The sequence below is a fragment of the Streptomyces gardneri genome (assembly GCF_006539185.1).
Taxonomy (GTDB): domain Bacteria; phylum Actinomycetota; class Actinomycetes; order Streptomycetales; family Streptomycetaceae; genus Streptomyces; species Streptomyces gardneri.
This window is the reverse complement of record NZ_BJMN01000047.1, coordinates 23170-47084: the sequence shown is the minus strand read 5'-3', so window position 1 is coordinate 47084 and position 23915 is coordinate 23170. Positions and strand designations below refer to the sequence as shown.

The 23915-nt window shown below is 71.8% G+C and carries 22 protein-coding genes; 5 read left to right on the top strand and 17 right to left on the bottom strand.

Going from position 1 to position 23915, the window contains the following annotated elements:
- Window positions 1–156: 156 nt before the first annotated feature.
- From truB to rimP, 7 genes are all read right to left on the bottom strand, one after another.
- Entirely contained in the window at window positions 157–1056 is a 900-nt protein-coding gene (gene truB, locus SGA01_RS31650) for a tRNA pseudouridine(55) synthase TruB (protein WP_141300824.1), read from the bottom strand.
- On the bottom strand, window positions 1053–1493 hold the full coding sequence (gene rbfA, locus SGA01_RS31645) for a 30S ribosome-binding factor RbfA (protein ID WP_141300822.1): 441 nt from the start codon (window positions 1491–1493) through the stop codon (window positions 1053–1055). Before rbfA ends, truB begins: the two co-directional genes overlap by 4 nt.
- Window positions 1494–1523: 30 nt before the next feature.
- Window positions 1524–1817, bottom strand: coding sequence for a DUF503 domain-containing protein (locus tag SGA01_RS31640; protein ID WP_125746257.1), 294 nt, complete (start codon window positions 1815–1817; stop codon window positions 1524–1526).
- A 150-nt stretch (window positions 1818–1967) separates the two neighbouring features.
- Window positions 1968–5072: a translation initiation factor IF-2 gene (gene infB, locus SGA01_RS31635; RefSeq protein WP_141300820.1), complete on the bottom strand. Its 3105-nt coding sequence runs from the start codon at window positions 5070–5072 to the stop codon at window positions 1968–1970.
- Window positions 5073–5217: 145 nt separating this feature from the next.
- Entirely contained in the window at window positions 5218–5499 is a 282-nt protein-coding gene (locus SGA01_RS31630) for a YlxR family protein (RefSeq protein WP_079037391.1), read from the bottom strand.
- Between the two features lie 74 nt (window positions 5500–5573).
- Window positions 5574–6569, bottom strand: a complete 996-nt coding sequence (nusA, locus tag SGA01_RS31625; RefSeq protein ID WP_141300818.1) for a transcription termination factor NusA — start codon at window positions 6567–6569, stop codon at window positions 5574–5576.
- Window positions 6570–6571: 2 nt separating this feature from the next.
- Window positions 6572–7069, bottom strand: a complete 498-nt coding sequence (gene rimP / locus SGA01_RS31620; protein ID WP_141300816.1) for a ribosome maturation factor RimP — start codon at window positions 7067–7069, stop codon at window positions 6572–6574.
- A 169-nt stretch (window positions 7070–7238) separates the two neighbouring features.
- On the opposite strand from rimP, the gene SGA01_RS31615 reads away from it, so the two are divergent.
- The 4 genes from SGA01_RS31615 (at window position 7239) to SGA01_RS31600 (ending at window position 10209) form a co-directional block, all read left to right on the top strand.
- On the top strand, window positions 7239–7832 hold the full coding sequence (locus SGA01_RS31615) for a hypothetical protein (RefSeq protein WP_141300815.1): 594 nt from the start codon (window positions 7239–7241) through the stop codon (window positions 7830–7832).
- On the top strand, window positions 7829–8245 hold the full coding sequence (locus SGA01_RS31610) for a ferritin-like domain-containing protein (RefSeq protein WP_141300813.1): 417 nt from the start codon (window positions 7829–7831) through the stop codon (window positions 8243–8245). Before SGA01_RS31615 ends, SGA01_RS31610 begins: the two co-directional genes overlap by 4 nt.
- Window positions 8246–8316: 71 nt before the next feature.
- A complete protein-coding gene (locus SGA01_RS31605) occupies window positions 8317–9216 on the top strand; it encodes an aminoglycoside phosphotransferase family protein (protein ID WP_141300811.1) in 900 nt (299 codons plus the stop codon).
- Window positions 9217–9282: 66 nt separating this feature from the next.
- Complete coding sequence (locus SGA01_RS31600; RefSeq protein ID WP_141300809.1) at window positions 9283–10209, top strand: slipin family protein; 927 nt, start codon at window positions 9283–9285, stop codon at window positions 10207–10209.
- Window positions 10210–10277: 68 nt separating this feature from the next.
- On the opposite strand, the gene SGA01_RS31595 is transcribed toward SGA01_RS31600, so the two are convergent.
- From SGA01_RS31595 to SGA01_RS31550, 10 genes are all read right to left on the bottom strand, one after another.
- Window positions 10278–11981: a proline--tRNA ligase gene (locus SGA01_RS31595; RefSeq protein ID WP_141300807.1), complete on the bottom strand. Its 1704-nt coding sequence runs from the start codon at window positions 11979–11981 to the stop codon at window positions 10278–10280.
- A 108-nt stretch (window positions 11982–12089) separates the two neighbouring features.
- Window positions 12090–12635, bottom strand: coding sequence for a GNAT family N-acetyltransferase (locus SGA01_RS31590; RefSeq protein WP_141300805.1), 546 nt, complete (start codon window positions 12633–12635; stop codon window positions 12090–12092).
- A gap of 28 nt (window positions 12636–12663) precedes the next feature.
- A complete protein-coding gene (locus SGA01_RS31585) occupies window positions 12664–13509 on the bottom strand; it encodes a GNAT family N-acetyltransferase (RefSeq protein ID WP_141300804.1) in 846 nt (281 codons plus the stop codon).
- A gap of 128 nt (window positions 13510–13637) precedes the next feature.
- Window positions 13638–14795, bottom strand: coding sequence for a flavodoxin-dependent (E)-4-hydroxy-3-methylbut-2-enyl-diphosphate synthase (ispG, locus tag SGA01_RS31580; protein WP_055641066.1), 1158 nt, complete (start codon window positions 14793–14795; stop codon window positions 13638–13640).
- 103 nt (window positions 14796–14898) lie between these two features.
- Window positions 14899–16206, bottom strand: coding sequence for a M50 family metallopeptidase (locus SGA01_RS31575; RefSeq protein WP_141300802.1), 1308 nt, complete (start codon window positions 16204–16206; stop codon window positions 14899–14901).
- Window positions 16203–17453 (bottom strand): 1-deoxy-D-xylulose-5-phosphate reductoisomerase, encoded by a 1251-nt coding sequence (dxr, locus tag SGA01_RS31570; protein ID WP_141300800.1) that lies wholly within the window; start codon window positions 17451–17453, stop codon window positions 16203–16205. Before dxr ends, SGA01_RS31575 begins: the two co-directional genes overlap by 4 nt.
- Before the next feature lie 34 nt (window positions 17454–17487).
- The gene (gene aroA, locus SGA01_RS31565; protein ID WP_141300798.1) at window positions 17488–18723 is read right to left on the bottom strand and encodes a 3-phosphoshikimate 1-carboxyvinyltransferase; all 1236 of its coding nucleotides are present in this window, start codon (window positions 18721–18723) and stop codon (window positions 17488–17490) included.
- Between the two features lie 73 nt (window positions 18724–18796).
- Entirely contained in the window at window positions 18797–20728 is a 1932-nt protein-coding gene (locus SGA01_RS31560) for an acyl-CoA dehydrogenase family protein (protein ID WP_141300796.1), read from the bottom strand.
- A 149-nt stretch (window positions 20729–20877) separates the two neighbouring features.
- Window positions 20878–22323, bottom strand: a complete 1446-nt coding sequence (locus SGA01_RS31555) for an aldehyde dehydrogenase family protein (protein WP_055641071.1) — start codon at window positions 22321–22323, stop codon at window positions 20878–20880.
- A gap of 197 nt (window positions 22324–22520) precedes the next feature.
- Window positions 22521–23513, bottom strand: a complete 993-nt coding sequence (locus tag SGA01_RS31550) for an EamA family transporter (protein WP_229918411.1) — start codon at window positions 23511–23513, stop codon at window positions 22521–22523.
- A gap of 163 nt (window positions 23514–23676) precedes the next feature.
- On the opposite strand from SGA01_RS31550, the gene SGA01_RS31545 reads away from it, so the two are divergent.
- A complete protein-coding gene (locus SGA01_RS31545) occupies window positions 23677–23880 on the top strand; it encodes a hypothetical protein (RefSeq protein ID WP_141300794.1) in 204 nt (67 codons plus the stop codon).
- Window positions 23881–23915 lie beyond the last annotated feature (35 nt).

The following is a 23915-nucleotide window of genomic DNA, read 5'->3' as shown; positions in this document are numbered from 1 at the left end:
AAACGCGCCCCCCGGCGCTCCCCCGTTTCACTCCGAGCGCCTCCCCAATGGGGTGAAATCTCGCGGAAGACACGTGTGGGGCGGACACGCGTGCGTGTCCGCCCCACAAGCGACGATCCGGTCCCGGGGGACCTCAGGCCCCGCGGGACCTCGGCCTCAGCCGAAGACGGCGAGGCTCTTGGCCTTCCCCCGCTGGGCTTCGACCAGCGCGAGCAGCGTCCCCTCGGGCCCGAAGACCGCGACGGGACCCGCCGGGTACTCCGGCATCTCCAGCCGGACACCGTTCAGGAGCAGCTTGGCCCGCTTCTCGTCGACGTCCCAGCGCGGGAACGCCGCCTCGGCCGCCTCGGCGACCGGCATGACCGTGAGCTCCTCCTGGAGCTGGTCGAGCGTCTTGGCCGCGTCCAGCTTGTACGGGCCGACGCGGGTGCGGCGCAGCGCGGTCAGATGACCGCCCACACCGAGCCCGGCACCGAGGTCCCGGGCGAGCGCGCGGACGTACGTGCCGGAGGAGACGACGACCGAGACGACGAGGTCGACGACGGGCGTGCCGTCCTCCGCCTCTGCCTCGCGGACGTCGTACACCTGGAAGGAGGAGACGGTGACCGGGCGGGCCGGAATCTCGAACTCCTCGCCGCCGCGCACGCGCGCGTACGACCGCTTGCCGTCGATCTTGATCGCGGAGACCTTCGACGGCACCTGCATGATGGCGCCGGTCAGCTCTGCCACGCCCGCGTCGATCTGCTCCCGGGTGACCTTCGAAGCGTCGACCGACGCCGTGATCTCGCCCTCGGCGTCGTCGGTGATCGTGGTCTGGCCCAGGCGGATGGTGCCCAGGTACTCCTTCTCGGTCAGCGCGAGGTGACCGAGGAGCTTGGTCGCCCGCTCCACGCCGAGGACGAGAACGCCCGTGGCCATGGGGTCGAGCGTGCCCGCGTGGCCGACCCGGCGGGTCTTGGCGATCCCGCGCATCTTGGCCACGACGTCATGCGAAGTGAAGCCCGACGGCTTGTCGACGATGACAAGGCCGTCGGGCGTCTTTGCTGCGTTGCTCATTCGGCGGCTTCGTCCTCGCCCGGCTTCTTGTAGGGGTCGGCGTCGCCCGCGAAGGCGGCGCCCGAGGACGCCTCCCGCACCTGCGCGTCCGAGGCCCGCGCCTTGTCGAGGAGGTCCTCGATCGTCTTGGCGTTCTCCGGGAGGGCGTCGGCGATGAACGTCAGCGTGGGGGTGAACTTGGTCCCCGCCGCACGGCCCACGGCCGAACGGAGGACGCCCTTGGCGCTCTCCAGGCCGGCCGCGGCGCTCGCCCGCTCCTCGTCGTCGCCGTAGACCGTGTAGAAGACCGTGGCCTCCCGCAGGTCACCGGTGACGCGGGTGTCCGTGATGGTCACGTGCGTGCCCAGGCGGGGGTCCTTGACGCCACGCTGCAGCTTCTCGGCCACCACCTCCCGGATGAGGTCTGCCAGCTTCTTCGCCCGCGCGTTGTCGGCCACTGGTCCTTCTCCTTCTTTGCCTTGCTCAATTCAGTCTTCATCAGTGTGGAGCCTGCGGCGCACCGACAGCAGCTCCACCTCGGGACGCGCGGCGACGAGCCGCTCACAGCGGTCGAGCACGTCCGATACGAACCCCGGGTCCCCGGACACCAGCGCGACGCCCAGCAGGGCCCTGCGGTGGAGGTCCTGGTCGCCCACCTCGGCCGCGCTCACAGAGAACTTGCGCTGGAGCTCGGCGACGATGGGGCGGACCACGGAGCGTTTCTCCTTCAGCGAGTGAACGTCGCCGAGGAGCAGATCGAAGGACAGAGTCCCCACGTACATGCGGTGCCGGATGTCCCGCCGGTTCGGGTTCGGTGGCCTGCCGGGCCGTCGCTCGGCAGGGACACCAGAACCGTACACGCAACGGCCGGGGCCGATCGACGGAATAACTTCCACCGACCGGCCCCGGCTCACTGCTGCGATCGAACGCGATCAGGCGCGGGGCTTCTCGCGCATCTCGTACGTCGCGATGACGTCGTCGATCTTGATGTCGTTGAAGTTTCCGAGGTTGATACCACCCTCGAAGCCTTCGCGGATCTCGGTGACGTCGTCCTTGAAGCGGCGCAGACCGTGGATCGTGAGGTCCTCGGCGATGACCTTGCCGTCGCGGACGAGGCGCGCCTTGGTGTTGCGCTTGACCTCGCCGGAGCGGATGAGGACACCGGCGATGTTGCCCAGCTTGGACGAGCGGAAGACCTCGCGGATCTCCGCCGTACCGAGCTCGACCTCTTCGTACTCGGGCTTGAGGAGACCCTTCAGGGCCGCCTCGATCTCCTCGATGGCCTGGTAGATCACCGAGTAGTACCGGACGTCGACGCCCTCGCGCTCCGCCATCTGCGCGGCACGGCCGGCCGCACGGACGTTGTAGCCGATGACGATGGCGTCGGAGCCCATGGCCAGGTCGATGTCCGACTCGGTGACCGCACCCACACCACGGTGCAGGACGCGGATGTCGACCTCTTCGCCGACGTCGAGCTGGAGCAGCGAGGCCTCGAGAGCCTCGACCGCACCGGACGCGTCGCCCTTGATGATGAGGTTGAGTTCCTGGACGAGACCGGCCTTGAGCACCTTGTCGAGGTCCTCGAGGGACACCCGGCGGACGCGCTTGGCGAAGGCGGCGTTGCGCTCACGCGCAGCGCGCTTCTCGGCGATCTGACGCGCCGTACGGTCCTCGTCGACCACCAGGAGGTTGTCGCCGGCACCCGGCACGTTGGTGAGACCGAGCACCAGGACGGGAGTCGACGGGGTCGCCTCCTCGACGTTGTTGCCCTTGTCGTCGAGCATCGCCCGGACGCGGCCGTACGCGTCGCCGACCACCACGGTGTCGCCGATACGCAGCGTTCCGCGCTGGACGAGGACGGTCGAGACGGCACCACGACCACGGTCGAGGTGGGACTCGATCGCAATACCCTGCGCGTCCTGGTCCGGGTTGGCCCGGAGGTCGAGCGAGGCGTCCGCGGTGAGGACCACGGCCTCCAGCAGGGAGTCGATGTGCAGACCCTGCTTGGCGGAGATGTCGACGAACATCGTGTCGCCGCCGTACTCCTCGGCCACCAGACCGAACTCGGTCAGCTGACCGCGGACCTTGGTCGGGTCCGCACCCTCGACGTCGATCTTGTTGACCGCGACGACGATCGGGACGCCGGCGGCCTTGGCGTGGTTGAGCGCCTCGATCGTCTGCGGCATGACGCCGTCGTTGGCCGCGACCACGAGGATCGCGATGTCGGTCGACTTCGCACCACGGGCACGCATGGCGGTGAACGCCTCGTGACCCGGGGTGTCGATGAAGGTGATGCGACGCTCTTCGCCGTTGACCTCGGTACCCACCTGGTAGGCACCGATGTGCTGGGTGATGCCACCGGCCTCGCCCGCGACGACGTTCGTCTTGCGGATCGCGTCGAGAAGTCGGGTCTTACCGTGGTCGACGTGACCCATGACGGTGACGACCGGCGGACGGGAGACCAGAGCCTCTTCGCCGCCCTCGTCCTCGCCGAACTCGATGTCGAAGGACTCGAGAAGCTCGCGGTCCTCCTCCTCCGGGCTGACGATCTGGACGACGTAGTTCATCTCCTCGCCGAGCATCGTCAGCGTGTCGTCGGAGACGGACTGCGTGGCCGTGACCATCTCACCGAGGTTCATCATCACCGCGACGAGCGACGCCGGGTTGGCGCCGATCTTCTCGGCGAAGTCGGTGAGGGACGCACCGCGCGACAGGCGAATGGTGTCGCCGTTGCCGCGAGGCAGCATCACGCCGCCCACGGACGGGGCCTGCATGGCCTCGTACTCCTGGCGCCTCTGACGCTTCGACTTGCGACCACGACGCGCGGGACCGCCGGGGCGACCGAAGGCGCCCTGCGTGCCACCACGTCCACCCGGACCGCCGGGACGGCCACCGAAGCCACCGGGACGACCGCCGAAGCCGCCGCCACCGCCGCCGGGACCACCCGGACGACCGCCGCCGCCACCACCGGGACCACCGGGACGGCCGGCGAAGCCGCCGCCGCCACCGCCGGGACCGGCCGGACGACCGGCAAAGCCGGGACGACCGCCGCCGGCACCGCCGGGACCACCCGGACGGCCGCCGGGGCCACCGGGACCACGACCGCCAGGACCGGGGCGCGGGCCGGCAGCGGGACGCTGCGGCATCATGCCCGGGTTCGGACGGTTACCGCCGGGCGCGCCGCCCGGACGGGGGGCCTGCGGACGCGGCATGCCACCGGGGGTGGGACGCGCGCCGCCCTGACCCTGCGGACGCGGGGCGCCACCGGGGCCACCCTGCGGACGCGGAGCGCCCGGAACGGCGCCGGGGCCGCCCTGCGGACGCGGGGCGCCGCCACCGGGGCGGGGCGACTGCGGTCGCGCCATGCCGGTGGAGCCACCCGAGGTGAAGGGGTTGTTGCCCGGACGCGGACCGGCCGGACGGGCACCGCCCGGACGCGGGGCACCCTGGCCCTGCGGACGCGGGGCACCCTGACCCTGACCCTGCGGGCGCGGGGCCTGCTGGGCGGGGCGGGCGGCCGGGCGCGGGCCCGGGGTCGCGCCGGCGGGACGCTGACCACCGGCGGCCGGAGCCGACGGAGGCGCGGTGAACTCCGGAGTCGTCGGAGCCGGGGAGGCCGGCGCCGGCTTCGGCGCGGCCGGGGGCTTCGGACCCGGGGTGGGACGCGAGCCCGAGGTGGGCGCCGCGGCGGGCTTCTCCGCGACCACGGGCTTGGGCGCCGCCGGGGCGGGCGCTCCAGGCTTCGGGGCGGAGGGACGTACAGCCTGCGCCGGGGACGGCGCGGCGGGGGATGCCGGCGCCGGCTTCGGCGCGGCGGGGGAAGGCGCTGCCTTGCGGGGCGCGCCGGGCTTGGCAGCGGTCTTGCCGGCGTTGCCACCGGGACCCTGCAAAGCGTCAGTCAACTTGCGCACGACCGGCGCCTCGATAGTCGAGGACGCCGAACGGACGAATTCACCGAGTTCTTGGAGCTTGGCCATGACGACCTTGCTCTCTACGCCGAACTCCTTGGCGAGTTCGTATACCCGGACCTTAGCCACTTCGCTCCTTTTAGGTCCGGTTACCGCCGGACCGTCGCTACTTCATGGGCGTACTCATCGCGTACTCATCGAGTGCTCATCGCAATCTCGACCTACTTCCAACTCGCGAGGTACCTGACCGCACGGTGATCCGTGCCGTACTTCTTCACTGCTGTGCCGACCGCTCGACGTGGTGACGGAGTTCCGCGGTGTCGAGCGGGCCCTGGACCTTGAAGGCCCTCGGGAACGCTCGGCGGCGGACCGCCAGGTCGAGACAGACCACGGCGGGGTGCAGGTACGCACCCCGGCCGGGCAGCGTACCGCGATGATCCGGAACACACTCGTCCTTATTCACCACGATCCGCAGCAGATCGCTCTTGGCCGCTCGCTCCCGACATCCCACACAGGTTCGTTCAGGGCATACGCGGGCTTGCGTCCGGCCAGACACGATTAAGTCTACCTCCCCGTACCGACCTCACCCGTTCGGGGCAAGAATCGAACAGCTGTTGGCCAAAAACGGTCTCAGTCCTGCGGACCGGTCGGCTCGGTGTCCGGACGGATGTCGATCCGCCAGCCGGTGAGGCGCGCGGCCAGGCGGGCGTTCTGCCCCTCCTTGCCGATCGCCAGCGACAGCTGGTAGTCGGGCACCGTCACACGGGCGGACCGGGCGGCCATGTCGACGACCTCGACCTTGGAGACCCGCGCCGGGGAGAGCGCGTTCGCCACCATCTCGGCCGGGTCGTCCGACCAGTCGACGATGTCGATCTTCTCGCCGAGCAGCTCCGCCATCACGTTGCGGACGCGGCTGCCCATCGGGCCGATGCAGGCACCCTTGGCGTTCAGACCCGAACGAGTGGCACGCACGGCGATCTTGGTGCGGTGACCCGCCTCACGGGCGATGGCGGAGATCTCGACGGAGCCGTCGGCGATCTCCGGCACCTCCAGGGCGAAGAGCTTCTTCACCAGATTGGGGTGCGTACGCGAAAGGGTGACGGACGGACCGCGGACACCGCGGGCCACCCGGACGACGTACGTGCGCAGCCGCAGACCGTGCGAGTAGTCCTCGCCCGGCACCTGCTCCTGCACCGGCAGGATGGCCTCCAGCTTGTCGTCCAGCCGGACCAGGACGTTCTTCGGGTCCTTGCCCTGCTGCACCACACCGGCGACGACGTCGCCCTCGCGGCGCGCGTACTCGCCGAACGTCACGTCGTTCTCGGCGTCCCGCAGCCGCTGCTGGATCACCTGGCGGGCGGTGCTCGCCGCGATCCGGCCGAAGTCCGACGGGGTGTCGTCGAAGTCCTTGGGCTCCTGGCCCTCCTCCAGCTCGGAGGGGTCTTCCTTCGCCCACACCGTCACGTGACCGGTCTGCCGGTTCAGCTCCACGCGCGCGTGGCGGCGGGCGTCGGGGGTGCGGTGGTAGGCGATGAGGAGGGCCGACTCGATCGCCTCGACCAGCAGGTCGAAGGAGATCTCCTTCTCATTCGCCAAGCCCTTGAGCAGCTTCACGTCGATGTCCACGGCTACGCCTCCTCTTCCTTCTTGTCCTTGCGGTTGAACTCGATCTCGACACGCGCCTTGGCGATGTCGGCGAACTCGACCCGGCGGGCGGTGGGCTTGCGCCCCTTCACGCCCGGCACTTCGAGGTCGAGGCCGTCCTCGTCCACGGCGAGGATCCGGGCGACGAACTCGTCGCCCGCGACCAGCTGGAGCTTGGCCAGCCGGCCGGTGGCCCGGACGTAGTGGCGGTGCTCGGTCAGGGGGCGGTCGGCGCCGGGGGAGCTGACTTCGAGGACGTACTCGCCCTCGCCCATCGCATCGGTCTCGTCGAGCTTCTCGGAGATCTCACGGCTCAGCTCGGCGCAGACGTCCAGCTCGACGCCCTCTTCCGAATCGACGACCACGCGCAGCAGTCCGCGACGGCCGGCCCGGGACACCTCGATCTCTTCCAGATCCAGGTCCTTCGCGTCGACGAGCGGCTCAATGAGTCCGCGCAGCCTGTCGCTCTGGGTGGTGCTCATCCGGGTGACTCCTCGGCCGCGTGTGCTGTTGTGGGTTTCGTCGCGTGTCAGACCAAAGGGTATCCGGTCCCGGAGGGTGTTGCCGTCCACCGCCCCGGGGCCCGCGGGTACGCTCGCCTGCGGTGATCTCGACGATCTTCGACGACGCACGACGGACGAGGGAGAGAGCGTGACGACGACGGGCAGGCGCGCACTCCTCAGGGCGGGCGCGGCGGCGGGCGCGACGGCCCTCGCGGGCTGCACCGCCGCCACCGACGGCGACGGCGGTACGCGGAAGCCGAGCGCCGCCGAGCTGGAGGCCGAACGGGTGGCGCGCGCCGAGGCGGCGCTGCGGCTCCGCTCGGTGACCGTCGCGCGGGGCCTGCTGGAACGTTACGACGCGGTGCTCGCCGCGCATCCCGCCCTCGCGCCCCGGCTGACGCCGCTGCGGCGCTCGGTGGCGGCGCACGCGAAGGCCCTGGGCGAGGGCGGGACGACGGTGACCCCCGCGGCCGCGTCCCCCTCGGCCTCCGTGACGGCTCCCCCGTCGGCCTCCGCCACGGCGTCCTCGTCGGTCTCCGCCGGGCCGAAGTCGCCGCCGGTCCCGGTGGCGGCCGATCCCCGCGCCGCCCTCAAGGAACTCGCGGCGGCCGCGCGCGAGGCCTCCGACCGGCACACGAACGCCCTGGTCACAGCCCCGCCCGAGTACGCGAGGCTGCTCGCCTCCGTGGCTGCGGCGGGCGCCGCGCACGCCTACCTGCTGACCGAAGGAGCACCGGCATGAGCGCCCTCGAAGCCGCCCAGGCGGCCCTGGCCGCCGAACACGCGGCTGTGTACGGGTACGGGGTCGTCGGCGGCCGGATCGGTACGCAGCGCAGGGCCGAGGCCACAGCCGCCTACGAGGCCCACCGGGCCCGCCGGGACGCGCTGCGCCGCACGGTGCGCGACCTCGGCGGCACGCCGGTGGCCGCGGCGGCCGCGTACGAGCTGCCGTTCCCGGTCGCCGACGCGCCCGGCGCCGTGCGGCTCGCGGCCGTCCTGGAGGACCGGGTGGCCGGGGTGTACTCCGATCTCGTCCGGGCCGGCCGGGGCCCGCTGCGGAGCGAGGCGGCCGCCGCGCTGCGGGAGGCGGCGGTCCGCGCCGTCCGCTGGCGCGGCAGCGACGTAACCTTTCCTGGGCTCGCCGAGCGGGTGTGAGTCCGGCCCCGACCGGGCCGACCGATCGTCGGACGGACCGTCAGACCGAACGTCAGAAGGACAACGCACGCATGGCTTTCGAACCGCCGCAGCGACTCGTACGGGCGCTCGGTGAGACGTACGGGGACACCGCGGCGACCGAGTGGCTCGGGCCGCTGCCGGAGCACGCGCGGACCGTGCTCGACCACGCGTCCCTCGACGCCGAGCGGGTGATGGCCCCCGGCGGGCGGAGCAGTCTGGTCCTCCTCGTCCGGCGCTCCGACGACTCCCCCGCGGCCCTGAAGATCGCGCCGCCGTTCGCCCGGCCCGAGCTGGAGCGGGACGCGCTCGCGCACTGGAACGGCTGGGGCGCCGTCCGGCTGCTCGACGAGACCCCCGACGGCGGACTCGTCCTCGAACGGCTGCACCCCGAGGTGTCGCTGCGCTCCCTGCCGGAGGCCAAGGCGCTCCTGGAGGCGGCCGGGACCGTGCGGAAGCTGTGGGTGGAGCCGCCGGCCGGGCACGGCTTCGAGTCGGTGGCCGAGCGGACGGAGCGGCAGGCCGCGGCGATGGAGCCGTACCGCGCGGACCCGGCGGCCGGCGAGCTGACGGCGGCGGCGCTCGCCGCCCGCGAGGAGCTGGTGGCCGCCGGGGACGAGTCGCTGCTGCTGCACGGCTGCTTCCGCCAGGGCAAGGTGCTGGGCGGCGACCGGGCCCCCTGGCTCGCCGTCGGACCCGAGCCGCTCGTCGGCGAGCGCGCCTACGACCTGGCCCGGCTCGTCCGCGACCGGGTCGAGGACCTGGTGGGCGCCTCGGCGGGGGCCTCCACGGCCCGGCGGCGGGTGAACAAGCTGGCGGACTCGCTGGACATGGACCGGGAGCGGCTGCGCGGCTGGACGCTCTTCCGCGCGGTCGAGTCGGGGACGCGGGCGCTCACGGCGGGGCGGCGGCAGGACGCCGAGCTGCTCATGGAGTTCGCGAGCTGGCTCTAGGGGAATACCCTTTTTGTAACGTTCGCCGGTTCTCGGCGTACGGTCGACCGGCTCCAGGGGGCCGTGATGATCGAAGAGCTGCTGGTGGCGGCGGCCGGCGCGGCCGCGGCGGTCGCGGTGTACGCGGGCGCGGCGGCCCGGGTGGTGAAGCAGTACGAGCGCGGGGTCGTCTTCCGCTTCGGGCGGCTGCGCGAGGAGATCCGCTCGCCCGGCTTCACGATGATCGTGCCGGTCGTCGACCGCCTCCACAAGGTCAACATGCAGATCGTCACGATGCCGGTGCCCGCGCAGGAGGGCATCACCCGGGACAACGTCACGGTGCGGGTGGACGCGGTCGTGTACTTCAAGGTGGTCGACGCGGCGGACGCGCTGGTGCGGGTGGAGGACTACAAGTTCGCGGTCTCGCAGATGGCGCAGACCTCGCTGCGGTCGATCATCGGCAAGAGCGACCTGGACGATCTGCTGTCCAACCGGGAGAAGCTCAACCAGGGCCTCGAGCTGATGCTCGACAGCCCGGCGATGGGCTGGGGCGTCGCCATCGACCGGGTCGAGATCAAGGACGTGTCGCTGCCGGAGACGATGAAGCGCTCGATGGCCCGGCAGGCGGAGGCGGACCGGGAGCGGCGGGCGCGGGTGATCAACGCGGACGCGGAGCTCCAGGCGTCGAGGAAGCTGGCTCAGGCGGCCGAGGTGATGTCGGAGCAGCCGGCGGCGCTGCAGCTCAGGCTGTTGCAGACCGTGATGGCGGTGTCGGCGGAGAAGAACTCGACGCTGGTCCTGCCGATCCCGGTGGAGCTGCTGAGGTTCCTGGAGCGCGCGACGCCTGCGGCGCCCGAGGCGGTCGGCGGGGAGACGGCCGGGGAAGTGCAGTCGCTGTCGCCCGCGCCGCCGCTGAGCGAGGCGTATCTCCAGGGCCGGGCGGCGGCCGAGGACGCGATCGAGGACCTGACGGGCGTGTCGGTGGATCCGGCACAGCGCAAGGAAGCGAACTGAGCCCTCGGGGTGTGCCGGAGGGGCGGGGCCTCGGGCCCCGCCCCTCCGTCACGTCACGTGCCCCGCGGTCAGGCGGTGAGGCGGGCGATCGCCTCGTCGACCGTGAGCTCCTCGCGCTCGCCGGTGCGGCGGTCCTTCAGCTCCACGACGCCCTCGCCGGAGCGGCGGCCCGCGACCAGGATCTTCGGGACGCCGATGAGCTCCGCGTCGGTGAACTTGACGCCCGGGGAGACGCCCGCGCGGTCGTCGACCAGGACGCGCAGGCCGGCGGCGGCCAGCTTGTCGGAGACCTCCAGGGCGAGCTCGGTCTGGAGGGCCTTGCCGGCGGCGACGACGTGGACGTCGGCCGGGGCGACCTCGGCGGCCCAGCACAGGCCCTTCTCGTCGGCGGTCTGCTCGGCGAGCGCGGCCACGGCGCGGGTGACGCCGATGCCGTACGAGCCCATGGTCACGCGGACCGGCTTGCCGTTCTGGCCGAGGACGTCGAGCTTGAGGGCGTCGGCGTACTTGCGGCCCAGCTGGAAGATGTGGCCGATCTCGATGGCGCGGTCCAGCTTCAGGCCGGTGCCGCACTTGGGGCACGCGTCGCCCTCCTGGACGACGACGACGTCGACGTACGCCTCGACCTCGAAGTCACGGCCCGCGACGACGTTCTTCGCGTGCATCCCGTCCTTGTTGGCGCCCGTGATCCACGCCGTGCCCGGCGCCACGCGCGGGTCGGCGATGTACGTGACCTTCTCCAGGCCCTGCGGACCGACGTAGCCGCGGACGAGGTCGGCGCGCTGCGCGAAGTCCTCCTCCGTCACCAGCTCGACCGTGGCGGTCGGACCGAAGTGCGCCTCGACCTTGTCCATGTCGACCTCGCGGTCGCCGGGGACGCCGACGGCGACGATCTCGCCGTCGACCTTCACCAGGAGGTTCTTGAGCGTGGCGGAGGCCGGGACACCCAGCGAGGCGGCGAGCGTCTCGATGGTGGGGGTGTCGGGGGTCGGGATCTCCTCGGCGGCGGGGACCGCGGCGGCGTCGACCGGCTTCACCGTCTGGTACACGGCTTCGGTGTTCGCCGCGAAGTCGCAGTTCGGGCAGTCGGCGAAGGTGTCCTCGCCGGCCTCGGCCGGGGCGAGGAACTCCTCGGACTTCGAGCCGCCCATCGCGCCCGCCGTGGCGGCGCAGATGCGGTAGTCGAGGCCGAGGCGCTCGAAGATGCGCTGGTACGCCTGGCGGTGCAGGCCGTAGGACTCGGCGAGGCCCGCGTCCTCGGTGTCGAAGGAGTACGAGTCCTTCATGAGGAACTCGCGGCCGCGCAGGATGCCGGCCCGGGGGCGGGCCTCGTCGCGGTACTTGTTCTGGATCTGGTACAGGATGACCGGCAGGTCCTTGTAGGACGAGCACTGGTCCTTCACCAGGAGGGTGAAGATCTCCTCGTGGGTCGGGCCCAGGAGGTAGTCGGCACCCTTGCGGTCCTGGAGGCGGAAGAGCTCGGCGCCGTACTCCTCCCAGCGGCCGGTCGCCTCGTAGGGCTCGCGCGGCAGCAGTGCGGGCAGCAGGACCTCCTGCGCGCCGATCGCGTCCATCTCCTCGCGGACGACGCGCTCGACGTTGGCGAGGACCTTCAGGCCGAGGGGCAGCCAGCTCCAGACGCCGGCGGCGGTGCGGCGGACGTAGCCGGCCCGCACGAGGAGCTTGTGGCTGAGGACCTCGGCGTCCGCCGGGTCGTCGCGCAGCGTCTTCGCCATCAACTTCGACATGCGCTGGACCGGTGCGTTGGCCATGGTTCTCGTACTCCTGCCGGATGTGGGTCCCCCCTGCTCGAGCGCAGCCGAGAGCTCGGGGGAGGGTGATGGCCCCGAGGTTAGCCGGGTGGCACCGGACCGGGGAAATCAGTTCCGTCGCGGGAGTGGCAGCGGGGCTCCCATGACGGCGTACGGGCGGGCGGCGCTCGGGAAGTGGACCTGGCGGGCGAGGTCGTCGTACCCGAGGGCGCGGTAGAGGCCGCGGGCCGGGGAGTCGGTGTCGATGGCGGAGAGGATCGAGCGCTGCTCGTCGGCGCCGTCGGTGATCGTGGTGATCAGTCCCCGGCCCAGGCCTCGCCCCTGGTAGGCGGGGTGGACGTGGAGTTCGGTGATGACGAACGAGCCGTCGAGCCAGTCGGCGGTGCCCGTGGCGCGCAGGTACGGCTCCACGACGGTGGACCACCAGTGCGTACGGTCGTTGGGCATGCCGTACACGAAGCCGACGAGCCGCCCGGAGGCTGTGGTGGCGCCGTAGGCCCGGGCGCCGGGGCTCATGAGGTGGCGCAGCACGATGTGGCGGCGCACGGCGACCTCGTCCTGGTCCAGGCCGAAGGCGACCGCCTGCACGGCGAGGGCCTCGTCCACCTTGGCGGCGAGATTGACCGGTCCGATCATGACCTCTGCGTCATCCATGCGGCGCACCCTACAAGCGGCCGGGGCCTCAGAACAGCACGCTCATGAAGGCGCCGGTCTCGCGGAAGCCGACGCGGCGGTACGAGGCCCTGGCGGGGGTGTTGTAGTCGTTGACGTACAGGCTGACCACGGGGGCGACGTCGGTGAGGGCGTACTGGAGCACGGCGGCCATGCCGGTCTCCGACAGGCCCTTGCCGCGGTGCTCGGGGGCGACCCAGACGCCCTGGATCTGGCAGGCCTGGCGGGTCGCGGCGCCGATCTCCGCCTTGAAGACGACCTTGCCGTCCTCGATCCGGGCGAAGGAGCGGCCCGCGCCGACGAGCTCGGCGACCCGGGCCTGGTAGAGCAGTCCGCCGTCGTTGGCGAGCGGGGAGACGCCGACCTCCTCGGTGAACATGGCCACGCAGGCGGGCATGATCGCGTCCATCTCGTTCTTGTGGACGCGGCGGACCAGCGGATCGGGGGCGACGGTGGTGGAGGGCTGCTCGGCGATCATCAGCGGCTGGCGGGCGCGGACGTCCCTCGCCGGGCCCCAGCTGGGCTCCAGGAGCCGCCACAGCTCGCCGGTGGGCTCGGCGGGGCCGACGATCGAGGAACAGCGGCGGCCGATCCTGCGGGCCCGGTCGGCGAAGGCGCGGACGGCCTCGGGCGTGGCACAGATGGGGACGAGGTTGGCACCGGAGTAGCAGAGCGAGCGCAGTCGGCCCTCGGTGTACCAGCCCCACATCTCGCCGCCGAGCCGCCAGGGATCGAGCCCCGCGACCTGGACGCGGGCGGTCACGAAGGCGTTCTCGACGGGGGAGCTCTCCAGGACGGCCAGAGCGGCGCCGAGGTCGGCGGGTTCGAGGACCCGGGTGGTGGTCTCTGTCAGCACGAGGGGGCCTCACGGTACGGATCTGCTGGTCTCCGCACTTTACCCCCGTGTGCTGTGACGGGGCCCGTCACAGCACACGAAACCCCTCCGCCCGGTGGGGCGGAGGGGCTTCGTGTGACGGACGGGTCTCAGACGCCGATGGCGACCGACGGCTCGCCGCTGGCGATGCCGTCCTTCTCCATCTGCTCGGCGATCTTGAGCGCCTCTTCGATGAGGGTCTCGACGATCTTCGACTCGGGGACGGTCTTGATGACCTCGCCCTTCACGAAGATCTGGCCCTTGCCGTTGCCGGAGGCGACGCCGAGGTCGGCCTCGCGGGCCTCGCCGGGGCCGTTGACGACGCAGCCCATGACGGCGACGCGCAGTGGGACGGTCATGCCGTCGAGGCCGGCGGTGACCTCCTCGGCGAGCTTGTAGACGTCGACCTGGGCGCGGCCGCAGGACGGGCAGGAGACGATCTCCAGGCGGCGCTGGCGCAGGTTCAGCGACTCCAGGATCTGGATGCCGACCTTGATCTCCTCGACCGGCGGGGCGGAGAGCGAGACACGGATGGTGTCGCCGATGCCCTGGGAGAGCAGCGCGCCGAAGGCGACGGCCGACTTGATGGTGCCCTGGAAGGCCGGACCGGCCTCGGTGACGCCGAGGTGCAACGGGTAGTCGGACTGGGCCGCGAGCTGGCGGTAGGCCTCGACCATCACGACCGGGTCGTTGTGCTTGACCGAGATCTTGATGTCGCGGAAGCCGTGCTCCTCGAAGAGGGACGCCTCCCAGAGGGCGGACTCGACGAGCGCCTCGGGGGTGGCCTTGCCGTACTTCTTCAGGAGCCGCGCGTCGAGCGAACCGGCGTTGACGCCGATGCGGATCGGGGTGCCGGCGTCGCCGGCCGCCTTGGCGATCTCCTTGACCTTGTCGTCGAACTGCTTGATGTTGCCGGGGTTGACGCGGACGGCCGCGCAGCCGGCGTCGATGGCGGCGAAGACGTACTTCGGCTGGAAGTGGATGTCGGCGATGACCGGGATCGACGACTTCCGGGCGATCGTGGCGAGTGCGTCGGCGTCGTCCTGGGTGGGACAGGCCACGCGCACGATCTGGCAGCCGGAGGCCGTCAGCTCGGCGATCTGCTGGAGCGTGGCGCCGATGTCGGAGGTGCGGGTCGTGGTCATCGACTGCACGGAGACGGGGGCGTCACCGCCGACGGCCACGCTGCCGACCTGGATCTGGCGGCTCTTGCGCCGCTCGGCGAGCCGGGTCGGGACGGTCGGGATACCGAGAGAAATCGCGGTCATCTTTTGTGCAACCTCAAGGTTGTGCGTCGGCGGGCTCAGGTCTCCGAGGTTACCGCCCCGGGGGCGGGAGGCCGGACACCGTGGTGTCCGGCCTCCCTGGTGGCTACGTGATCCTCACCGGGTTGACGATGTCGGCGGCGAGGACGAGCAGCGTGAAACAGACGAAGACGCCGGCCACCACGTACGCGGCGGGCATCAGCTTGGCCACGTCGAACGGGCCGGGGTCGGGGCGCTTGAAGATCCGGGCCGTGTGGCGGCGTACGGACTCCCACAGGGCGCCCGCAATGTGACCGCCGTCGAGCGGCAGCAGCGGGAGCATGTTGAACAGGAACAACGAGACGTTGAAGAACACCAGGAGGTTCATGAACATGACGATGATCCGCTCCGGCGGAGCGTCGACGGTCATGAGCTCGCCGGTGAGCCGGGCGGCGCCGACGACGCCGACCGGGGAGTCCGAGGCGCGCTCCCCGTCGCCGAAGGTGGCGTCCCAGAGTCCGGGGATCTTGCCGGGGAGGGCGACGACCGAGTGGACGCCGTTCTCCAGCAGGTCGGACATCCGTGCGGTGGTCTCGCCGAAGCTGAGGGCGCCGACCTCGGTCTTCGAGGCGAAGCCGAGGTAGCCGGCGTCGATGTACCGGAGCGGCTGGACGACCTGGCCGTCCTCGTCCTTCATCGGCACCTTGTTGGAGACGAGCGTGGGGTGCAGGTCGACGCGCTGGCCGCCCCGCTCGACGGTGATCGTCGCCGTGCCGATGGTGTCGCGGATGCGGTCCGAGAGCGTGTCCCAGTCCCCCACCGGCGCGCCGTTGAAGGCGACGATCTTGTCGCCCTCCCGGAGACCGGCCTTGAACGCCGGCGAGACGGGGTCGCCCGTCTGGCACGTCTCGCGCTTCTCGCTCTGCTTGATGACGCACTTCTGGACGCCGGCGACCTTGGTCGTCTGGCCCTCGATGCCCAGCGTCATCATCGAGCCGAAGAACAGTGCCGCCGCCAGGACCAGGTTCATGAACGGTCCGGCGAACATCACGATCACGCGCTTCCACGGCTTGCGCGTGTAGAAGAGCCGGGTCTCGTCGCCGGGCTTGAGCTCCTCGTACGAGGCCTCGCGGGCGTCCTCGATCATGGAGCGCCAGGGCGAGGTGGAGCGGGCCTCGATCTTGCCGTCCTCGCCGGGCGGGAACATGCCGATCATGCGGATGTAGCCGCCGGCCGGGATGGCCTTGATGCCGTACTCGGTCTCGCCGCGCTTCTTGGACCAGATCGTGGGGCCGAAGCCGACCATGTACTGCGGCACGCGGATGCCGAAGAGCTTGGCGGTGGAGAGGTGGCCCAGCTCGTGCCACGCGATGGAGACGAGCAGTCCCAGCGCGAACAGCACGATGCCGAGGATGTACAGGAGCACTTCGGTCATGCGCGCGCCTCCGCCGTTGCCTTAGCCGCCAGCTCACGGGCCCGGGCCCGTGCCCAGGTCTCCGCTTCGAGGACGTCCGGGACGGTGAGGGAGGTTCCCGTACCGGGAACGCCGTGCTCCGCGACGACCGCTGTGACCGTATCCATGATTCCGTTGAACGGCAGCCGTCCGGCGAGAAACGCCTCGACGCACTCCTCGTTCGCCGCGTTGAAGACGGCGGGGGCCGTGCCGCCCAGTTCGCCGACGTGCCGGGCGAGGCCGACCGACGGGAAGGCCTCCGTGTCGAGCGGGAAGAACTCCCAGGTGGAGGCCTTGCTCCAGTCGAAGGCGGGGGCCGCGTCCGGGACCCGCTCGGGCCAGCCGATACCGATGGCGATCGGGCCGCCCATGTCCGGCGGGGTGGCCTGGGCGAGCGTGGAGCCGTCGGTGAACTCGACCATCGAGTGCACGTACGACTGGGGGTGCACGACGACCTCGATGCGGTCGAAGGGGATGTCGTACAGCAGGTGGGCCTCGATGACCTCCAGGCCCTTGTTCACCAGGGTGGCGCTGTTGACCGTGATCACCGGGCCCATGGCCCAGGTCGGGTGGGCCAGCGCGTCCTCGCGGGTCACATGGGCGAGCTGCTCGCGCGTACGGCCGCGGAAGGGGCCGCCGGAGGCGGTGACGACCAGCTTGCGGACGTCGGCCCGGGTGCCGGCGGCGAGCGCCTGGAAGAGCGCCGCGTGCTCGGAGTCGACCGGGATGATCTGCCCCGGCTTGGCGAGCGCCTTGACCAGCGGACCGCCGACGATCAGCGACTCCTTGTTGGCGAGGGCGAGGGTGCGGCCCGCTTCGAGGGCGGCGAGCGTGGGCGCGAGGCCGATGGAGCCGGTGATGCCGTTGAGCACGGTGTGGCACGGGGAGGCGGCCAGCTGGGTGGCCGCGTCCGGGCCCGCCAGGAGCTCGGGGAGCGGCTCGGAGCCGTACAGCGCCGTCAGCGCCTCGCGCAGCTCGGGCAGCACCTCCTCGCGGGCGACCGCGACCGCGGCGACCTTCAGCCGGTGCGCCTGCTCCGCGAGCAGTCCGACCCGGCCGCCGGAGGCGGCCAGGGCGGTGACCCGGAACCGGTCGGGGTTGCGCAGCACCAGGTCGATGGCCTGGGTGCCGATGGACCCGGTCGAGCCGAGGACGACGATGTCCCGGCGTCCTTCGGACACGTCGAAGGCGATATGGGGATCGGCGAGAGGAGAGGGGCGGTCGCTCATGCCCCCCATTCTTGCGCCAAACGCTGTGCGGACTTCACGGGGTGTGGACAAACGCGTCGAAGACCCGGTGGAAGTCGGGGAAGGTCTTCTTCACACAGCCCGGGTCGTCGAAGGTGATCCCGGGGGTGCGCAGGGCGGTGACGGCGAAGGACATGACGATCCGGTGGTCGCCGTGGGTGGCGATCTCCACGGGTCCGGTCGGGGTGCCGGGGTGGATCTCGATCCAGTCGGGGCCGGTGCGGACGGTGATGCCGAGGCGGCGCAGGTTCTCGGCGCAGGCGTCGAGGCGGTCGCACTCCTTGACCCGGGTGTTCGCGACGTCCTCGATGCGGACGGGGCCGTCGGCGAAGGGCGCGAGGGCGGCGAGGGTCGGCATGGTGTCGGAGATGTCCCGCATGTTGACGGTGAGTCCGCGCAGGGTGCCGGTGGAGCGGACGGTGGTGCCGGTGTCGGTGATCTCGGCCTCGGCGCCCATGCGGCGCAGGACGTCGACGAAGGCGAGGTCGCCCTGGAGGGCGCCGGTGCCGAGGCCGGGGACGGTGACGGAGCGGCCCGGTTCGAGGGCGGCCGCGGCGAAGAAGTAGCTCGCGGTGGAGGCGTCGGGCTCGATGCCGTACGTCCTCGCGCGGTAGCCGGTGGGCGCGACCCGGTACGTACGGCCCTCCTGGCGTACGTCGGCGCCGAAGGCCCGCATCATCGCGAGGGTGATCTCGACGTAGGGCTCCGAGACCAGGTCGGTGACCGTGATGTCGAGGCCCTCGGCGGTGAGCGGCCCCAGCATGAGCAGGGCCGTCAGGTACTGGGAGGACTGCCCGGCGTCGAGGGTGAGCGCGCCGCCCTTCACGCCGGAGGCGTGGACGTCGAGGGGGTGGTGGCCCTCCTTCTCCAGGTGCCGCAGATCGACACCGAGAGTACGCAGAGCCGTCGACAAGGGTCCGAGAGGACGGCCTCGCATCTGGGCCGAGGCGTCGAAGCGGTACGTGCCGCGGCCCGCGGCGACGAGGGTGGGCAGGAAGCGGGCCGTGGTGGCGCCGTCACGGCAGTAGACGTCGGCGGTGTCCACGCCGGGGCCGTCGGGGCGGCCCTCGATGTGCCAGGCGCCGGGCTCGCGGCGGACGGCGTAGCCGAGGGCGGTGAGCCCTTCGGCGAAGCCCTCGGTGTCGTCGGAGACGAGCGGCCTGAGGAGGGTCGTGGTGCCCTCGGCGGCGGCGGCGAGGAAGAGCGCGCGGGCCGTGACGGACTTGGAGCCGGGGATGTCGATGACGGTCACGGCACCCATCCTGCCGTGACCCGCGGCGCCGTCGTGCCACGGTCCGCCACGTGGACGCGCGGGGGGCGCGGGTCTACGGGAGCCGTCGGTGGAGGTCGGGCTCCGTGGTGGGGCCGGGTGTCGCGTCGGCGATCCAGGGGCCCTCGCCGCTCGGATCGACGATGCCGGCCTCCAGCCAGGTGTAGGCGCCGGAGAGGACGCCTTCGACGACCTTGCGGTCGAGGTCGTCGGTGTTGGACCAGAGGCGGCCGAAGAGCTCCTCGGTCCTGAGGCGGGCCTGGTGGCAGAAGGCGTCCGCCAGCTGGTGGGCCTCGCGGCCGTGGTCCGTGGTGGTGCGGAGCAGTTCGGCCCGTACGCAGGCGGCGCTCATCGCGAAGAGCTCCGCGCCGATGTCGACGATCCGCCCGAGGAAGGCCTGCTTGAGCTCCATGCGGCCCTGCCAGCGGGACATCGCGTAGAAGGTCGAGCGGGCGAGCTTGCGGGAGGTCCGCTCGACGTACCGGAGGTGGCAGGCGAGGTCGCCGAACTCCCCGTACGCCCCGGGCAGCTGGCCCGCCCCGGCGACGAGTCCGGGCAGCCAGCGGGCGTAGAAGCCGCCGGCCCGCACCCCGGCCTTCGCCTTGTCGGCGAGGGAGGTGTCGGGGTCGATGAGGTCGCCGGCGACGGAGAGGTGCGCGTCGACGGCCTCGCGGGCGATCAGCAGGTGCATGATCTCGGTCGAGCCCTCGAAGATCCGGTTGATCCGCAGGTCGCGCAGGACCTGCTCGGCGGGGATCGCGCGCTCGCCGCGGGCGGCCAGGGAGTCGGCGGTCTCGTAGCCGCGGCCGCCGCGGATCTGGACCAGTTCGTCGGCGATCAGCCAGGCCATCTCGGAGCCGTACAGCTTGGCGAGGGCGGCCTCGATCCGGATGTCGTTGCGGTCCTCGTCGGCCATCTGCGAGGCGAGGTCGACGACGGCCTCCAGCGCGAAGGTGGTGGCCGCGATGAAGGAGATCTTGGTGCCGACGGCCTCGTGACGGCCGACGGGCCTGCCCCACTGCTCGCGGACGCCCGACCATTCGCGGGCGATCTTCAGGCACCACTTGCCGGCGCCCGCGCAGGACGCGGGGAGGGAGAGCCGGCCGGTGTTGAGGGTGGTGAGGGCGATCTTGAGGCCGCTGCCCTCGGGGCCGATGCGGTGCGCGGCGGGGACGCGGACGCCGTGGAAGCGGGTGACGCCGTTCTCCAGGCCGCGCAGCCCCATGAAGGCGTTGCGGTGCTCGACGGTGATGCCGGGCGAGTCGGCCTCGACGACGAAGGCGGTGATGCCGCCCCGGTGGCCCTCGGAGGCGGGCACCCGGGCCATGACGACGAGGAGGTCGGCGACGACGCCGTTCGTGGTCCAGAGCTTCACGCCGTCGAGGACGTAGTCGTCGCCCTCGGGTACCGGTACCGCAGTGGTGGCGAGACGCGCCGGGTCGGAGCCGACGTCGGGCTCGGTGAGGAGGAAGGCGGAGAGGTCCGTACGGGCGAGGCGGGGCAGGAAGGCGTCCTTCTGCTCCTGGGTGCCGAAGAGTTTCAGCGGCTGCGGTACGCCGATCGACTGGTGCGCGGAGAGCAGGGCGCCGACGGCGGGGCTCGCGGAGCCGACGAGAGCGAGGGCGCGGTTGTAGTACAGCTGGGTGAGGCCGAGCCCGCCGTACTTCGGGTCGATCTTCATCCCGAGCGCGCCGATCTCCTTGAGGCCGGTGATCGTCTCGTCGGGGATGCGGGCCTCGCGCTCGATGCGGGCGCTGTCGATCCGCGTCTCGCAGAAGGTCCTGAGCGTCGCGAGGAAGGCCTCCCCGCGGCGTACGTCCTCGGCGGCGGGGAGCGGGTGGGGGTGGACGAGGTCGAGGCGGAACCGGCCGAGGAAGAGCTCCTTGGCGAAGCTCGGCTTGTGCCAGTCCTGCTCGCGCGCGGCCTCGGCGGTCTGCCGGGCCTCGCGCTCGGTGACCTTGGGCGGCTGCTGGGCGGGTGCGGACATGGACACCTCCTGCTCGGGGCTTCCCTGTCCGTCGTACCCGATTTTCCGGGGTCCGGAAAGGCGAGAGGCGGCCCGAACCCCCGCACAGTGGGTTCGGACCGCCTGGTCTCGCGGTCGTACGAAGACGTACGAAGTCGTACGCCTGAGAGTTAGAGCGCGAGGCCCGTCAGGACCAGGACGCGCTCGTACGTGTAGTCGTCCATCGCGAACTTGACGCCCTCGCGGCCGACGCCGGAGCGCTTGGCGCCGCCGTACGGCATCTGGTCGGCGCGGTAGGAGGGGACGTCGCCGACGATCACGCCGCCGACCTCCAGCGCGCGGTGCGCGCGGAAGGCGGTCTGCAGGTCGCGCGTGAAGACGCCCGCCTGGAGGCCGAAGTCGGAGTCGTTGACCGCGGCGAAGGCCTCGGCCTCGCCGTCGACCTTGGCGATCGTGAGGACCGGGCCGAAGACCTCGGCGCGGGCCAGGGTGACGCCGGCGGGGAGCTCGGCGAGGACGGTCGGGGCGTAGGTGGCACCCTCGCGCTTGCCGCCGGTGAGCAGCTTGGCGCCGGCGGCGACGGCCTCGTCGACCCAGGACTCGACGCGCTGGGCGGCGGCCTCGTCGACCAGCGGGCCGACGTCGGTGGCGGCGTCGGACGGGTCACCGGTGACCTGGGCCTCGACGGCGGCGACGATCTTCGGCACCAGGCGGTCGTAGACCGAGGCGTCGGCGATCACGCGCTGCACGGAGATGCAGGACTGGCCGCCCTGGTAGTTGGAGAAGGTGGCGATACGGCTCGCCGCCCAGTCCAGGTCGGCCTCGGAGGACCAGTCGGGCAGCACGACGGCCGCGGCGTTGCCGCCGAGCTCCAGGGTGCAGTGCTTGTGCGGCACCGACTCCTGGATGGCGTAGCCGACCTTGTCCGAGCCGGTGAAGGAGATGACCGGGAGGCGCTCGTCCTTGACCAGGGCGGGCATGCGGTCGTTCGGCACGGTCAGGATCGACCAGGAGCCGGCCGGCAGCTCGGTCTCGGCCAGGATCTCGCCCAGGATCAGGGAGGAGATCGGGGTCGACGGAGCCGGCTTGAGGATGATGGGGGCGCCGACGGCGATGGCCGGGGCGACCTTGTGGGCGCTGAGGTTCAGCGGGAAGTTGAACGGCGCGATGCCGAGGACGACGCCCTTGGGGATACGGCGGGTGAGGGCGAGGCGGCCCGCGCCGCCGGCCTCGGTGTCCAGACGCTGGGCCTCGCCGGCGTTCCAGCGGCGGGCCTCCTCGGCGGCGAAACGGAAGACGGAGACGGCACGGCCGACCTCGCCGCGGGCCCACTTGATGGGCTTGCCGTTCTCGGCGGAGATCAGCAGGGCGATCTCCTCGGTGCGCTCGGCGAGCCGCTTCGACACGTGGTCGAGGGCGGCGGCGCGGACGTGCGCCGGGGTCGCGGCGAACTCGTCGACGACGGCGTGCGCGGCGGCGACGGCCTCCTCGACCTGGGCCTCGGTGGGCACGCTGACCTTGCCGACCAGACGTCCGTCGAAGGAGTTCGTGACGTCGAAGGTGGCCTCGCCGGTGGCCTCGCGGCCGGCGAGCCAGAAGGCGTGGGTGGTCGTCATTGCGTCCCGGCCCTTTCCGTATCGGGGGTGCGAGCGATCGCTCTCGTGACACGTTAGGGCCGGGAGGCCGGAGGGGCGTTTGTCCGGTGTGGAGTGGTGGGGGTGAACCTCTGTCCGCTTTGGCCGAACGGGCCGGTTCGCCCGTGGCAGGCCCGGCCTGCCCCCCGTCCCTGCCCCCGCCCCCGCGCCGTCCCCCGTCAGCCGCGCCGCTCGGTCGAGACGATGAGACAGACACCGCCGACGACGATCGCGCCGCCGAGGACGATGGGCCACGACAGGGCCTCACCGAGGACGAGGGCGCCGAGGGCGACGGCGACGACGGGGTTCACGTACGCGTACGTGGCGACCAGCGAGAGCGGTGCGGCCTGGAGGAGCCACGCGTACGCGGTGAAGGCGATCAGGGAGCCGAAGACGATCAGGTACGCGAGGGCCGCCCAGGAGCGGCCCGAGATCGCGGTCACGTCGAGGCCGTGCTGCTCGCCCCGGACGAAGGCGACGGCGAGGCCGCCGAGACCGCCCGCGATCATCTCGTACGCACTGGCCGTGAAGGGGTTGGCGGGCATGGGGAGGCGGGCGGACGAGAACGAGCCGACGGACCACAGGAGCGTCGCGACGACGACGAGGACCACGCCGCCGACCTTCACCTCGCCGCTGAGCCCGGGCAGCGTGAGCACGGCGAGTCCCACGAGGCCGAGGGCCACGCCGGCGAGACCGCCGGCCGTCGGCCGCTGACCGGAGGCGGCCTTCAGGAGCACGACCCAGGCCGGGACGACGGAGATGAGCAGGGCGGCCAGGCCGGACGGGATGGAGGTCTCGGCGAGGACGACGAGACCGTTGCCGCCGAGTATCAGGAGCAGACCGATGAGGACGGCCGAGCCGAGCTGCCGGCGGGTGACCTTGAGGGCGGCGGGCCCCTGGCGCCAGGCGATGATCCCGGTGAGCAGCAGTCCGGCGGTGACGAAGCGGACGCCGGCGGAGAGGAACGGCGGCATCGTCTCGACGACGATCCGGATGCCGAGGTAGGTGGAGCCCCACACGACGTACACGATGCCGAGCGCGGCCCATACGGCGCCGGTGATCCGGCGGGCGGCGGGCCCGGCCGGGTCGACGGGGGTACGGGCCTCCCCGGTGCTGGTGGTGATGGTGGCCTGCTGCGTCTCGGGAGCCGGATCGACGGCGGGGCTTGTCATGAGCAGGAGAGTAGGGATCCCGAGGGTCGATGACCAAGAAAATTGCCCGGATTCGGGCAGAGATCCCGGAATCCGGGCGGTCGGCCTGGCAAAGGGTCACTCGGCACGGGGGGTGAAAGGATGGTCCCGACCACGACAACTCATGGGGAAATGGGGGAAGAACATGGTTCTGGCGGTTCTGATCGGCGTCCTGGTGCTCGCCGTCGGAGGGTGCGTCTGCGTCGTGTGGGCGTCGCGCGGCGGCCCGGCCTGGGTCCGCGCGGTGGCGAAGGTGACCCTGCTCGGAGGCGAGCTGGTGCGCGACAACCGGAAGCGGAGCCGTACGCAGCAGGGTGACGGCGGCACCGTCACCGGGGGCGGCGAGTAGGAACCGTCGGCGGGAGCGGCGTCACCGGGGGCGGC

Excerpts from the sequence above, each read along its gene's own strand:
- truB (WP_141300824.1), bottom strand. The coding sequence starts at position 1,056 with ATGAGCAACGCAGCAAAGACGCCCGACGGCCTTGTCATCGTCGACAAG.
- SGA01_RS31640 (WP_125746257.1), bottom strand. The coding sequence starts at position 1,817 with ATGTACGTGGGGACTCTGTCCTTCGATCTGCTCCTCGGCGACGTTCAC.
- rimP (WP_141300816.1), bottom strand. The coding sequence starts at position 7,069 with ATGAGCACCACCCAGAGCGACAGGCTGCGCGGACTCATTGAGCCGCTC.
- SGA01_RS31610 (WP_141300813.1), top strand. The coding sequence starts at position 7,829 with ATGAGCGCCCTCGAAGCCGCCCAGGCGGCCCTGGCCGCCGAACACGCG.
- SGA01_RS31605 (WP_141300811.1), top strand. The coding sequence starts at position 8,317 with ATGGCTTTCGAACCGCCGCAGCGACTCGTACGGGCGCTCGGTGAGACG.
- SGA01_RS31600 (WP_141300809.1), top strand. The coding sequence starts at position 9,283 with ATGATCGAAGAGCTGCTGGTGGCGGCGGCCGGCGCGGCCGCGGCGGTC.
- SGA01_RS31595 (WP_141300807.1), bottom strand. The coding sequence starts at position 11,981 with ATGGCCAACGCACCGGTCCAGCGCATGTCGAAGTTGATGGCGAAGACG.
- SGA01_RS31590 (WP_141300805.1), bottom strand. The coding sequence starts at position 12,635 with ATGGATGACGCAGAGGTCATGATCGGACCGGTCAATCTCGCCGCCAAG.
- ispG (WP_055641066.1), bottom strand. The coding sequence starts at position 14,795 with ATGACCGCGATTTCTCTCGGTATCCCGACCGTCCCGACCCGGCTCGCC.
- SGA01_RS31575 (WP_141300802.1), bottom strand. The coding sequence starts at position 16,206 with ATGACCGAAGTGCTCCTGTACATCCTCGGCATCGTGCTGTTCGCGCTG.
- dxr (WP_141300800.1), bottom strand. The coding sequence starts at position 17,453 with ATGAGCGACCGCCCCTCTCCTCTCGCCGATCCCCATATCGCCTTCGAC.
- SGA01_RS31560 (WP_141300796.1), bottom strand. The coding sequence starts at position 20,728 with ATGTCCGCACCCGCCCAGCAGCCGCCCAAGGTCACCGAGCGCGAGGCC.
- SGA01_RS31555 (WP_055641071.1), bottom strand. The coding sequence starts at position 22,323 with ATGACGACCACCCACGCCTTCTGGCTCGCCGGCCGCGAGGCCACCGGC.
- SGA01_RS31550 (WP_229918411.1), bottom strand. The coding sequence starts at position 23,513 with ATGACAAGCCCCGCCGTCGATCCGGCTCCCGAGACGCAGCAGGCCACC.
- SGA01_RS31545 (WP_141300794.1), top strand. The coding sequence starts at position 23,677 with ATGGTTCTGGCGGTTCTGATCGGCGTCCTGGTGCTCGCCGTCGGAGGG.